This is a genomic window from Flavobacterium sp. ASW18X (assembly GCF_005144745.1).
Taxonomy (GTDB): Bacteria; Bacteroidota; Bacteroidia; order Flavobacteriales; family Flavobacteriaceae; genus Croceivirga.
The window spans coordinates 141574-154091 of sequence record NZ_SWKK01000003.1; the positions used below are offsets into that span (position 1 = coordinate 141574).

Genomic DNA, 12518 nt, shown 5'->3' on the forward strand with positions numbered 1-12518 from the left:
TTACTTTCGTTTTTTTAGATAAAGACATTTTTTGTCATAATCTATAATTGCCCTTCCCTTTTTTAGGATGTCTGCACCAATAATGCCATCCACGGGAAGGGCATTATGGTTTAAAAGCGCTTGGTTAACGTGGCTCATATCAAAAAGTACGAAGTCTTGTTTTTTATAGGTCCATTTGCCAATTACTATCGTGTTTTTTGTACTTTTTAACGTTTCCATGTCTGTGCTGCCAGCGCCAGCGGCCTTTATATCACTTTCTTCAGATATTAGTTTAAAATATTCCGCCTTGGCAATACCGAGACAGGTATTAGAAGCACCTGTGTCTAAAATAAATCGACCAGTAATACCATTGATTTCCGCAGCAAGTGCAAAATGATTGGTTTCGGTAAATGAAAGGGGAATACGAACGTAGTTTTTCGCCTTTAAAAATTTTTTCAAGCTCATCCTTTATAAAAGGTATAAAGATAAGGCTATTTTTGCCCCATGATTTTAACAGATACCCATACTCATTTATATAGTGAAGCTTTTGATGAAGATAGAGCTGAAATGATGCAACGTGCTATGGAAGCTGGAGTAGAACGCTTTTTTATACCCGCAATAGATGCTTCTTATACAGATGCTATGTATAAGTTAGAGCAATCGTATCCAGAACATATTTTTTTAATGGCAGGTTTACACCCTACACATGTAAAAGAAAATTATTTGGAGGAGTTGGCACATGTGGAGCAGCAATTAATAGATAGAAAGTTTTATGCTATAGGGGAAATTGGTATTGATTTGTATTGGGACAAAACTTTTTTGAAAGAACAACAAAATGCATTTAGGCAACAGATACAGTTAGCGAAAAAGTACCAACTCCCTATTGTTATCCACTGCAGAGATGCTTTTGACGAGGTTTTTGAAATTTTAGAGGAAGAGAAAGGAGAAAATCTGTTTGGAATATTTCATTGTTTTACGGGTACAAAGGCACAAGCAGAAAAAGCAATTGGTTATGGATTAAAACTAGGCATAGGTGGAGTTGTGACTTTTAAAAATGGTAAAATAGATCAATTTCTAGCAGATATAGATTTAAAACATATTGTTTTAGAAACAGATGCTCCCTATTTGGCGCCTACACCTTATAGAGGTAAAAGAAATGAAAGTGCCTATTTGCTTAAGGTAGCAGAAAAATTAGCAGACCTCTATAATATAAATGTTTTAGAGATAGCAAATGCCACTACAGCAAACTCAAAAGAGATATTTGGCGTATAATGGGAAAAAGAGCAAGGATATTACTGATTTACACTGGCGGTACTATTGGTATGGTTAAAGATTATGAAACAGGTGCGCTAAAGGCATTTAATTTTGATCAGCTCTTACAACGCATACCAGAATTAAATCAGATTGATTGCCAAATTAATTCGGTTTCTTTTGAAAAGCCCATCGACTCTTCTAATATGAATCCCGCATATTGGGTAAACATTGCAACTATTATAGAAGAAGGGTACAACGAGCATGATGGTTTTGTGGTGTTGCATGGGAGTGACACAATGAGTTATACAGCTTCGGCATTAAGCTTTATGCTAGAGCATTTGGCAAAGCCAGTAATATTAACAGGTTCGCAATTACCTATAGGAGATTTACGTACGGATGCAAAGGAGAATCTTATAACTGCGATACAAATTGCATCATTATGGCAAGACGGTGAACCATTGATACAAGAAGTGAGTTTGTATTTTGAATATAAATTATATAGAGGTAACAGAACCATAAAAATGAATGCAGAACATTTTGAAGCATTCACGTCACCTAACTATCCTCCTTTAATGGAGTCAGGAGTGCACCTAAAGGCTCAATCTTCTTTTCTTTACAGACCAAAATCTAAGCGAAAAATTAAAGTGCATAAGCAATTAGATAGAAATGTAGCTGTGCTAAAAATTTTTCCAGGAATTACAAAAAGTTTATTTGAAGCAATAATACATACCGATGGATTACGGGTTTTAATTTTAGAAACCTATGGTGCGGGGAATGCGATGACGGACGATTGGTTTATAAAAGTGTTAAAAAATGCTAAGAAACTCGGTTTACATATTATTAATGTAACACAGTGTGCTGGTGGCGGCGTGGTCATGGGTCAATATGAGACGAGTGAATCTTTAAAACAATTACAACTAATTAGCGGTAAGGATATTACTACGGAGTCTGCAATTGCTAAGGCAATGTACTTGCTTGGGCAAAATGTAGATAAAGATTTGTTTAAATCAATTTTTGAGACGCCAATACGGGGTGAGATGTCCCAAAATTAACTCGACAAATTTTAGTAGTTAATAAATTTTTCGTTTATTGGTCGCCCTAAATAAGGGACTATAGAGAGGTGGCCGAGTGGTCGAAGGCGCACGCCTGGAAAGTGTGTATACACCAAAAGTGTATCGAGGGTTCGAATCCCTTCCTCTCTGCTGGGTAATTAAATTTTTTAATTACGAAATTTTTATATCTTTAACATTATTAACTAACTAAATTTAAGTTTGGACACAATGAAAAAAATATCCTTTTCTCTGGCTACTGCTGGAATGTTTATTTTAAGTACAACAACAGCTTCAGCAGCGTTGTTGCAAGATGAGGCAGCTGCAGAGGCTAGCAAACCTTTTACCCAAGTGTTGAAAGAGCAGTTCATTCAAGGTGGGCCAGTTTTTATGGGTATCGTATTATTATGTTTAATATTAGGTTTAGCGGTAGCTATTGAGCGTATCATTTACTTAAACCTAGCTACCACAAACTCGGCTAAATTAAAGCAACAAGTGGAAGATGCATTAGCTTCTGGCGGTGTAGAGGCTGCAAAAGAAGTTTGTCGTAACACAAAAGGACCTGTTGCTTCTATTTACTACCAAGGTTTAGATAGAGTTGGTGAAGGTTTAGAATCTGCAGAGAAAGCGGTGGTTGCTTACGGTGGTGTACAAATGGGTCAATTAGAGAAAAACGTTTCTTGGTTGTCTTTATTTATCGCTATTGCTCCTATGCTTGGGTTCATGGGTACCGTAATTGGTATGATTCAAGCATTCCAGAAAATTGCTGCAGTAGGTAACTTAAGTGCATCGTTAATTGCTGGGGACATCCAGGTAGCACTTTTAACTACAGTATTCGGTTTGATTACTGCAATTATCCTTCAAATTTTCTACAACTACATCATTGCTAAAATCGATAGCATTGTAAATGACATGGAAGACTCTTCAATCTCTTTGATTGATATGTTGGCTGCCCATAAAAAGTAATCATTAACAATAATTAATTTATCGAGAGTTATGCATAAAATAATAAAATACGTATTGATTGTCATCGGTGTGGTAGCGGCAATAGCTAGCTTCTTCATGATGCCAGATCCAGCGGATCCAGAGGCAATCAATAGTGCAGGTATAAGCTTAATGTTTGCTCTTACATGGTTATTGCTAGCTGTTGCTACTGTTCTAGCTGTGTTTTGGGGACTTAAGAAAATGGTGACCACACCAGGTGGTCTTAAAAAGGTACTTTTCTCTATTGGTGGTTTGGCTGTATTATTCATCATTGGCTACGCCTTGTCTAGCGGTGATGAAGCGCAAGCGGTGGTAGAGACTTTTAAAGGAAAAGAAATTGAGCCTACAGCGGGTACGGTTAAAACTATTGGTATGTTATTAAACGTATTCTTTAGTATGACTGCTGTTGCTGTATTGCTTATGATTATTCCTGGGGTAAAGAAGTTAATCGGAAGATAAAAAAGTAATATTATGCCAAGAAGAAAAGGAGCACCAGAGGTTAATGCCGGTTCCATGGCGGATATTGCATTCTTACTACTTATCTTTTTCTTAGTAACTACTACTATAGAAACGGATGCAGGTTTAGATAGAATGTTGCCGCCAATTGATCCGCCAGATACTGATGTGGTGATAAAGCAGAAGAATATCTTTACCGTAAGTGTAAATAAGAACGGTCAAATGTTGGTAGAAGACAATTTGATGGAACTTAAAGATTTACGTGAAGCTGCAATTGCCTTTTTGGAGAATGGCGGAGATGGATCTTGCAATTACTGTAAAGGTAAGAAAGACCCAACCTCTTCTGATAATCCAACAAAAGCAATTATTTCTCTAAAGAATGATCGTGAAACAAAGTACAGCACGTATATAACAGTTCAGAATGAATTGGTAGGAGCTTACAACGATTTGCGAAATAGAGAGGCACAGCGCTTATTCGGTAGAGATTTTACAGATATGGAATCTGAGTTTTTGAATCCAGAAACTCCTGAATCTGTAAAAGATGACCTTAAGGAAAAGGTGACCCGTATCCAGGATTTGTTTCCACAGAAATTGTCCGAGGCAGAGACATCTAGTAACTAATAAAATTATTGTAAATGTCTAAGTTTGCTAAGAAAAAAGATGGTGATGTACCAGCGGTTTCTACCGCTTCTTTACCAGATATCGTTTTTATGTTGTTATTCTTCTTTATGACGGTAACAACAATGAAGGACAGCTCTTTGTTGGTACAAAATACCTTACCTAACGCATCAGAGATTAAAAAGTTAGAAAAAAAGGATCGTATTATATACATTTTTGTGGGTAAGCCAACACAGGAATACCAAAGTGTTTACGGTACGGAGCCTAAAATTCAGCTTAATGATAAGTTTGCGAATGTAAATGAGGTTGGGGACTATATTCTAGCTGAGCGTGCAAAAAAGCCACAAGAATTACAGAATGTACTAACTACTGCTTTAAAGGTAGATAAGGAAGCCAATATGGGGCTTATCTCTGATATAAAGCAGGAGCTTAGAAAAGTGAATGCACTTAAAGTGAATTACACTACTTATGAAGGAGACGCCTTCAATAATTTAAATTAATAAGTAGTTAAGTTAATATAAAAAGCATCCCAAGTGGGATGCTTTTTTGTTTGGTATAAAACGCTTTATAAATTGTGCTTGTATTAACATTCAGTGATTTTTTTCATACAAATTAAGTTTCTAAAGATAATGCAGTAAGGGTTTACATGATATAATAAAAGTTTTGTTAGTGAAGTATTAGGTCTATGTTTGTGGAGGTATTAGTGCTGAGTTTCCTTTTAAAATAATGATACCAATAAAGAAGAGTTCTCATATAAATTAAAATCACTGTCCTAGGGTTATTATATATTGTAGCTATTCTTCTGTACTTTTATGTCATATTAAATGGTATGTATAGAATTACTAGTTTTTTAATTTTAATGTTTACGGTAGTTGGGTTAGAGGCTCAAATTGCAAATGAAGCTGTAGCTGATACTAAATATCGAGAGGATCAATTTAACGTTGCAGTATGGTATAATTTACTTCAAGATAAACCCTCTGGCGTGGTACAGTCTAACCTTTCCTATGGGGTTCAAATGGCTTTTATTAGAGATTTACCTTTAAATTATAGACGTAATTTTGGGTTTGGTCTGGGTGCTGGTATAAGTACCAATTCGTATTATAGCACCATTGTAGCTGTTGATAATGGAAATAATTTTATTACCTATTCAATTGATGCAACAGACAATTTAAAACGCAGTAAATTGGAAACTTACGGTGTTGAATTTCCATTGGAACTTAGATGGCGCTCTTCCACAGCTACGGAATACAAGTTTTGGCGTGTCTATACGGGTATTAAAGCAAGTTATTTATTTGCTACGCGGTCAAAAGCGGTTTTTGAAGAAAGTAAGAGCGTCTTTTATAATCCTAATGTTAGGCAATGGCAATATGGTTTAAATTTAAACTTTGGTTATAATACATGGAATCTACACGTGTATTATGCGTTAAGTAATTTGTTAGATGGTAATGCCATCTTAGAAGGCCAGCCAATTACTGTAAAACCTTTAAGGGTCGGGCTTTCGTTTTATATTTTATAACCAATATTTATAGGTAAAAAGCTGGGCACAGCTGCCCAACAAAAAACCCAGTATAAGTTCTGTAGGTGTATGGGCCTTCATATACAATCTAGAAGTTGCCACCATTCCGCAAAATAAGGTTAGTAAAGAGATGGCTAAGGTAATATTTATTTCAAAGTGTATGCTTAAGCCAATAAGGTAGGCTAAAATACTTCCCATACCGAGCATATGTATACTAGACTTTACTTTAAAAAATAACATAATTAAAGTAGCAAAAGACCCGATAAGAAGCCCTACAAAAAAATAATATAGCTCGTTTATATAATTAAGAGGTATTACCTTATATAAAATCATTAGGTAAATTATCATGCTCAAATACAACGGATATTTGCGCTCGGCTAAGGTGTCTGCAAAAATGGTTTTAATGAGTCCCATATTTCTAAGAATAAAGTAGAAAATTATGGGTATAATAACAGTGAGAATAAAAATGGGCAAAATATTACCGCTTTGTAACTCTAGTGAATTGAACTTAGGAGTTACTAAGAAATAGGCCACTGTGCCACCTATTGGTATAAATAAAGGATGAAAAAGGTAAGAAATAAAGCGGAGTAAAACCTGCATCTAAATTTCCTTTCTAAGTCTTGCCACAGGTAATCCTAACTGTTCTCTGTATTTAGCTACGGTACGTCTAGCTATGGGATAGCCTTTTTCTTTGAGTATTTTGGCTAGTTTGTCATCGGTCAATGGTTTCTTTTTGTCTTCTTCTTTTATAACCGTCTCTAATATTTTTTTGATTTCTTTGGTTGATACATCTTCTCCTTGTTCATTTTTCATGGACTCAGAAAAGAATTCTTTAATTAATTTGGTGCCGTAAGGTGTATCTACATATTTGCTATTGGCAACTCTAGAAACGGTAGAGACATCCATTTCTATTTCATCTGCAATATCTTTTAAAATCATGGGTCTAAGTTTCCTTTCGTCCCCAGTAATAAAATATTCTTGCTGGTAATTCATTATGGCACTCATCGTCACAAAAAGCGTTTGTTGCCTTTGTTTTATAGCGTCTATAAACCATTTAGCAGCATCCAGTTTTTGCTTAATAAAAAGCACTGTGTCTTTTTGACTTTTACTTTTTTCTTTCGCATTTTTATAGCCTTCTAGCATATGGGTGTATTCTTTGGAAACATGCAGTTCTGGGGCGTTTCTACCATTTAAACTTAGTTCCAATTCACCATCTACTATTCTTATACTAAAATCTGGTACAACATGCTCAACTATACGAGTGTTGCCTGCGTAAGAACCGCCGGGCTTTGGATTCAGGCGTTCAATTTCACTGATAGCTTCTTTAAGTTCTTCTTCGGTTACGCTATGCTTAGTGATTAACTTTTTATAATGCTTCTTAGAAAACTGCTCAAAAGATTTTTCTATTATGGATATGGCTAGTTGTACGTCTGGTGTCTGTTCTTTTCGTTTCAATTGTAAAACCAAACATTCGTCCAATGATCTTGCTGCGACTCCAGGAGGGTCTAAGGACTGTACTGTTTTCAAAACATTTTCTACCGTAGCTTCGTCCGTATAAATGTTTTGAGTAAAGGCTAAATCGTCAATAATATCCGTGAGTGGTCTGCGAATGTATCCGCTCTCATCCACGCTACCTACTAAAAATTCGGCAATGGCCCATTCTTGGTCGTTTAAATATACGGTGCTTAACTGATTTAAAAGGTATTGGGTAAAAGATGTGCCTGCTGCATAAGGTATGCTTTTCTCATCATCATCTGCGCTATAATTACTGGTTTGGGTGCGGTAATCTGGTACTTCATCATCACTTAAGTAGTCATCTATATTAATGTCTTCAGCAGCAATGGTTTCACTATCTTGGGTGTCATCATAACTATCTTCGAACCCATCAGAAAGCTCGCCACTTTCTTCCTTGCCACTTTCTAAGGCAGGATTTTCTTCTAGCTCTTGTTTTAACCGTTGTTCAAAAGCTTGCGTGGGCAATTGTATCAGTTTCATTAACTGAATTTGCTGTGGAGATAGCTTCTGAGAAAGTTTAAACTGTAGATGCTGTTTTAACATAAATATGCGTTCCTTTACTTATAAAAATAAAGAATTAGACTTAAAATTCAGCATTTTGTGGAGTCCTAGGAAAAGGAATCACGTCTCTTATGTTCCCCATACCGGTAACAAATAATACTAAACGTTCAAATCCAAGACCAAAACCACTGTGGATGGCGGTGCCAAATTTACGTAACTCTAAATACCACCATAGCTCTTCTTCTTCAATACCTAGTTTAGCCATTTTTTCTTTTAGTACGTCTAAACGCTCTTCTCTTTGCGCACCACCTACTATTTCACCGATGCCTGGGAATAAAACATCCATAGCTCTAACCGTTTTACCATCTTCATTTAAACGCATGTAAAAAGCTTTGATATTTGCAGGATAATCAAACAAAATTACGGGGCATTTAAAGTGTTTTTCTACCAAATACCTTTCGTGCTCACTTTGCAAGTCAGCACCCCATTCTTCAATGATATAATCGAATTTTTTCTTTTTGTTAGGTTTGCTGTTTCTAAGAATATCTATGGCTTCTGTGTAAGAAACTCGTTTAAAATTATTCTCCGCAACAAACTTTAGTTTTTCTATTAAAGCCATTTCGCTGCGCTCTGCTTGTGGCTTACTCTTTTCTTCGTCTAATAAACGTTGTTCTAAGAATTTTAAGTCGTCTTCACAGTTTTCTAAAACATAGCTGATAACCCATTTAATAAAGTCCTCGGCTAAGTCCATGTTGGCATCTAAATCGTAAAATGCCATTTCTGGCTCTATCATCCAAAACTCTGCTAGGTGTCTAGAAGTATTGGAGTTTTCTGCACGGAATGTAGGTCCAAAAGTATAAACCTTACCAAGACCCATTGCGTATGCTTCTGCTTCTAATTGACCGGATACGGTTAGGTTGGTTTCTTTTCCAAAAAAGTCTTCTTTGTAATCCACATTGCCCTCTTCTGTTAATGGTGGATTTTTGGCGTCTAAAGTAGTTACACGGAACATCTCTCCCGCACCTTCTGCATCAGAACCTGTGATAATAGGGGAGTGCATGTAGTAAAAACCATTTTGCTGAAAATAGCTATGTATGGCAAAAGACAAGGCAGAGCGTAAACGCATTACAGCAGAAAAAGTGTTGGTGCGCACACGTAAATGAGCCTTTTCTCTTAAAAATTCTAGAGAATGTTTTTTAGGTTGAATGGGATAGGTTTCAGGATCTGCAGAACCGTGTACAAAGATATCTTTTACTTGAATTTCTACTCTTTGTCCTCTACCTTGACTCTCTACAAGTGCTCCTTTTACCCTTACCGCAGAGCCTGTGGTAATAGATTTTATCAGTTCTTCATCAAAATTTTCGAAATCTACCACACACTGTATATTGTTAATGGTAGAACCATCATTTAGTGCTATAAACCTATTGCTTCTAAAAGTTCTTACCCATCCTTCAATTTGTACATCTTGTGATGCAGGTTCTGTGTTCAATAGTTCACGTACTGATAATCGAGCCATAATCCTAAATTAATTTAAGCTTCAAAGATAGTTTTTTAGTAAAATTCAAAAGGAGAAAAGCCTAGAAAATTCTAAGCTTGTTCATTCTCATCGTCTGGTAACGGTAGCACCCTAATTTGCGGTTTCTTTAAGGTCTTTTTATTGGCAATGTTACGCTCCAAACTCAATAGCAAAGAAGGTAATAAGATTAAATTAGCCAGCATTGCAAAAAGTAAGGTGGCAGACACTAAGCCGCCCATGGCCTGTGTACCTCCAAAACTAGAAATGATAAAGACTGAAAACCCAAAGAATAAAACAATAGAAGTGTAAAACATGCTTACGCCGGTTTCTCTTAAGGCGTTGTACACAGATTTCTTTATTTGCCATTTATTGGCGACTAATTCTTGCCTATACTTGGCCAGAAAGTGGATGGTGTCATCCACGGAAATACCAAAGGCAATACTAAAAATTAAGATAGTAGAAGGTTTTATGGGAATGCCTAAATATCCCATTAGTCCTGCTGTAATTACCAAGGGCAGCAAGTTAGGAACTAGCGAAATCAATATCATTCTAAACGAGCGGAATAAATACGCCATAAAAATGGAAATTAAACCAATGGCTAAGGCTAGGGAAATAAGTAGGTTTTTAATAAGATATTTAGTGCCCTTTAAAAACAGAATTGCTTTTCCTGTAATGTACACATTAAAACGCTCTGAAGGGAATATTTTGGCTATGGATTGGAGCAAGTCTTGCTCAATTTCTTCCATGCGTGGCGTCTTAACATCGCGCATAAAAGTGGTCATCCTAGCTACTTGCCCGGTACTATCTACAAAGCTTTCTAACAAATTTGCATTTCCAGAAGAGTTTTTGGCCATGTCTAGAATAAAGGTGTTTTCTTGGGAAGTTGGCAGTTGATAGTATTTTGGTATACCATTGTAAAAAGCTTGTTTGGAATACTTGGCTAAGTTGACCACAGAAACTGGAGTAGATAATTCTGGAATTTCTTCTATTTCATTAGCAATCTTATCCATACGGCGCAGGTTGGCCAGTTTTAGTACGCCGTTCTTCTTTTTGGTGTCGACCACCACTTCTACTGGCATTACACCTTTAAATTCTTGTTCAAAAAACCGAATGTCTTTGAAAAAATTAGCTTCTTTGGGTAAATCTTCTATTCTACTTCCTGTAATTTCTATTTGATAAATACCGATAATGCTTATCACTAAAACAGCTACAGCGGTAAAGTAAACTGCTATTCTATGGTGGCGCACCACTTTTTCCATCCAACCTACAAATTTATCTATCCACTTTTTATTTAAGTGTTTTAAATGTTTCTCTTGCGGTATAGCCATAAAGCTATAAATGATTGGAATAATCATCAACGAAAGCAAAAAGATAGAAATGATATTTATAGAAGCCACGATACCAAACTCTTTAAGTAAATCGCTATCTAAAATGATGAACGTGGCAAAACCAAGTGCCGTAGTGACATTGGTCATTAGGGTGGCATTACCAATTTTAGAGATAACACGTTGTAACGATTTAGCTTGATTGCCGTGCTTTTTTACCTCTTGTTGGTATTTATTAATTAAAAATATACAGTTGGGGATACCAATTACAATAATTAGTGGGGGAATCAGTGCGGTTAGTATGGTAATTTCATACTTTAACAGACCAAGAATACCAAAAGCCCACATAACCCCAATCACAACCACGCACATAGATATAAAAGTGGCGCGGAAGCTTCTAAAAAAGAAAAAGAAAATAATAGAGGTAACTAATAACGCAGCAAGAATAAAATTACCAATTTCATCTATAATTATTTTGGAATTCCATGTTTTAATATAAGGCATCCCAGAGACTTTAATGTCCATTCCCGTCTCATTCTCAAAATTGGTTACTAAATTTTCTAAATCGGTTAGGATAAACTCATTACGGACATTTGTATTTAGAATTTCTTTGTCCAAATAAATAACGGAGCGTACGGTGCCAGTTTCCTTGTTAAAAAGAAGGTTTTGATAAAAAGGCATTTGTTCAAATAAATGCGTTTTTATACGGTCTACTTCCTTTTGAGTTTTAGGTGGATTTTTAAATAAAGGTTTTAGCGTAAACTGAGAAGTAGTAGTGTCCTTTACTAATTCTTGTAAATTTTGTGTGGAAACTACTGAGCTAACTTCCGGAATGGCTTGAAATTGTTTACTTAATTTATTCCACCTATTAAAAAAAGTGGGAGTAAACAGGGCTGAATCTTGAACCGCAACTACGATGGCATTATCTTCTTGGCCAAAAATAGAAACAAACTCGTTATATTGTAATGTCTCTGGATGGTCGTCTGGTAAAACGCTGGCTTCTGTATTAGAAAACCGCATATTTTTCCATTGCGTACCAAGAAAAATGGTTGTCCCAACTATAGCAATTAAAATTAAAATTCTATTACGAAGTATTAATCTTGCTACTGCGGACCAAAATCCTTCCGTTATCCTTTTTACCATGCTTTTCTAAATCAGCGGCAAAGGTAGAAAATAGTAATGTAAGCTGCCTATAGAAGTAAAGGTTTTAACCTAAGTTAAACCTTCATTATTTCTGCCTCTTTAACGGTTAATATACCTTCTATTTTTTTTATGTATGTATCGGTGAGTTCTTGAACGTCTACCTCTGCATTGGCTAAAAAGTCTTCAGAAATATCTAGCTTTTTTAATTCTTTATTGGCCTCTTGTCTAGCGCTTCGTATACCAACTTTGGCGTCTTCTGCTTCTGCCTTAGCTTGTTTTGCCAATTCTTTTCTACGCTCTTCCGTTAAAGGAGGTACATTTATAATAATATTTTCACCATTATTCATAGGGTTAAAACCAAGGTTGGCATTCATAATGGCTTTCTCAATTTCTCCCAATAGGTTTTTTTCCCATGGCTGTACAGAAATGGTTCTACCATCCGGGGTGTTTACGTTAGAAACTTGAGATAATGGAGTCATAGATCCATAATATTCTACCATAACAGAAGAAAGCATTGCTGGGCTTGCTTTGCCAGCTCTAATTTTTACTAATGATTTTTCTAAGTGTGCTATAGCAGCATCCATACCTTCCTTAGTGCTGTCTAGAATAAATGTAATCTCCTCGTTCATATTTATATATTTTAGCAAGTGGCTTGCAACTTT

The 12518-nt window shown here is 35.9% G+C and carries 13 protein-coding genes and 1 tRNA gene; 8 read left to right on the forward strand and 6 right to left on the reverse strand.

Annotated features, from left to right (window positions below):
* On the reverse strand, positions 1 to 444 hold the full coding sequence (locus tag FBT53_RS01635; RefSeq protein ID WP_136949429.1) for a retropepsin-like aspartic protease: 444 nt from the start codon (positions 442 to 444) through the stop codon (positions 1 to 3).
* A 39-nt stretch (positions 445 to 483) separates the two neighbouring features.
* Between FBT53_RS01635 and FBT53_RS01640 the strand changes: the two genes are divergently transcribed.
* From FBT53_RS01640 to FBT53_RS01675, 8 genes are all read left to right on the forward strand, one after another.
* Positions 484 to 1251, forward strand: coding sequence for a TatD family hydrolase (locus tag FBT53_RS01640; protein ID WP_136949430.1), 768 nt, complete (start codon positions 484 to 486; stop codon positions 1249 to 1251).
* The gene (locus tag FBT53_RS01645) at positions 1251 to 2285 is read left to right on the forward strand and encodes an asparaginase (RefSeq protein ID WP_136949431.1); all 1035 of its coding nucleotides are present in this window, start codon (positions 1251 to 1253) and stop codon (positions 2283 to 2285) included. The genes FBT53_RS01640 and FBT53_RS01645 overlap by 1 nt, the downstream gene beginning before the upstream one ends.
* 62 nt (positions 2286 to 2347) lie before the next feature.
* A tRNA-Ser gene (locus tag FBT53_RS01650) sits at positions 2348 to 2435 on the forward strand.
* Positions 2436 to 2513: 78 nt separating this feature from the next.
* A complete protein-coding gene (locus tag FBT53_RS01655) occupies positions 2514 to 3248 on the forward strand; it encodes a MotA/TolQ/ExbB proton channel family protein (protein WP_136949432.1) in 735 nt (244 codons plus the stop codon).
* 30 nt (positions 3249 to 3278) lie between these two features.
* Positions 3279 to 3725, forward strand: coding sequence for a hypothetical protein (locus FBT53_RS01660; protein WP_136949433.1), 447 nt, complete (start codon positions 3279 to 3281; stop codon positions 3723 to 3725).
* A gap of 12 nt (positions 3726 to 3737) precedes the next feature.
* Complete coding sequence (locus FBT53_RS01665; RefSeq protein ID WP_136949434.1) at positions 3738 to 4343, forward strand: biopolymer transporter ExbD; 606 nt, start codon at positions 3738 to 3740, stop codon at positions 4341 to 4343.
* Between the two features lie 14 nt (positions 4344 to 4357).
* Positions 4358 to 4840: a biopolymer transporter ExbD gene (locus tag FBT53_RS01670; RefSeq protein WP_136949435.1), complete on the forward strand. Its 483-nt coding sequence runs from the start codon at positions 4358 to 4360 to the stop codon at positions 4838 to 4840.
* Positions 4841 to 5169: 329 nt separating this feature from the next.
* Entirely contained in the window at positions 5170 to 5856 is a 687-nt protein-coding gene (locus tag FBT53_RS01675) for a porin family protein (RefSeq protein ID WP_136949436.1), read from the forward strand.
* Here FBT53_RS01675 and FBT53_RS01680 read toward each other — a convergent pair.
* From FBT53_RS01680 to frr, 5 genes are all read right to left on the reverse strand, one after another.
* The gene (locus FBT53_RS01680; RefSeq protein ID WP_136949437.1) at positions 5851 to 6456 is read right to left on the reverse strand and encodes a hypothetical protein; all 606 of its coding nucleotides are present in this window, start codon (positions 6454 to 6456) and stop codon (positions 5851 to 5853) included. The genes FBT53_RS01675 and FBT53_RS01680 overlap by 6 nt on opposite strands.
* Positions 6457 to 7914, reverse strand: coding sequence for an RNA polymerase factor sigma-54 (gene rpoN, locus FBT53_RS01685; protein ID WP_136949438.1), 1458 nt, complete (start codon positions 7912 to 7914; stop codon positions 6457 to 6459).
* 40 nt (positions 7915 to 7954) lie between these two features.
* Positions 7955 to 9388 (reverse strand): asparagine--tRNA ligase, encoded by a 1434-nt coding sequence (gene asnS, locus FBT53_RS01690; protein WP_136949439.1) that lies wholly within the window; start codon positions 9386 to 9388, stop codon positions 7955 to 7957.
* 71 nt (positions 9389 to 9459) lie between these two features.
* Positions 9460 to 11856: an RND family transporter gene (locus tag FBT53_RS01695; RefSeq protein WP_136949440.1), complete on the reverse strand. Its 2397-nt coding sequence runs from the start codon at positions 11854 to 11856 to the stop codon at positions 9460 to 9462.
* Between the two features lie 74 nt (positions 11857 to 11930).
* Positions 11931 to 12485, reverse strand: a complete 555-nt coding sequence (gene frr / locus FBT53_RS01700) for a ribosome recycling factor (RefSeq protein ID WP_136949441.1) — start codon at positions 12483 to 12485, stop codon at positions 11931 to 11933.
* Between the last annotated feature and the right edge of the window lie 33 nt (positions 12486 to 12518).

Bases quoted from the DNA above. Each gene is read 5' to 3' on its own strand.
- FBT53_RS01635 (WP_136949429.1), bottom strand. From the start codon at position 444: ATGAGCTTGAAAAAATTTTTAAAGGCGAAAAACTACGTTCGTATTCCC.
- FBT53_RS01640 (WP_136949430.1), top strand. From the start codon at position 484: ATGATTTTAACAGATACCCATACTCATTTATATAGTGAAGCTTTTGAT.
- FBT53_RS01645 (WP_136949431.1), top strand. From the start codon at position 1,251: ATGGGAAAAAGAGCAAGGATATTACTGATTTACACTGGCGGTACTATT.
- FBT53_RS01655 (WP_136949432.1), top strand. From the start codon at position 2,514: ATGAAAAAAATATCCTTTTCTCTGGCTACTGCTGGAATGTTTATTTTA.
- FBT53_RS01660 (WP_136949433.1), top strand. From the start codon at position 3,279: ATGCATAAAATAATAAAATACGTATTGATTGTCATCGGTGTGGTAGCG.
- FBT53_RS01665 (WP_136949434.1), top strand. From the start codon at position 3,738: ATGCCAAGAAGAAAAGGAGCACCAGAGGTTAATGCCGGTTCCATGGCG.
- FBT53_RS01670 (WP_136949435.1), top strand. From the start codon at position 4,358: ATGTCTAAGTTTGCTAAGAAAAAAGATGGTGATGTACCAGCGGTTTCT.
- FBT53_RS01675 (WP_136949436.1), top strand. From the start codon at position 5,170: ATGTATAGAATTACTAGTTTTTTAATTTTAATGTTTACGGTAGTTGGG.
- FBT53_RS01680 (WP_136949437.1), bottom strand. From the start codon at position 6,456: ATGCAGGTTTTACTCCGCTTTATTTCTTACCTTTTTCATCCTTTATTT.
- rpoN (WP_136949438.1), bottom strand. From the start codon at position 7,914: ATGTTAAAACAGCATCTACAGTTTAAACTTTCTCAGAAGCTATCTCCA.
- asnS (WP_136949439.1), bottom strand. From the start codon at position 9,388: ATGGCTCGATTATCAGTACGTGAACTATTGAACACAGAACCTGCATCA.
- FBT53_RS01695 (WP_136949440.1), bottom strand. From the start codon at position 11,856: ATGGTAAAAAGGATAACGGAAGGATTTTGGTCCGCAGTAGCAAGATTA.
- frr (WP_136949441.1), bottom strand. From the start codon at position 12,485: ATGAACGAGGAGATTACATTTATTCTAGACAGCACTAAGGAAGGTATG.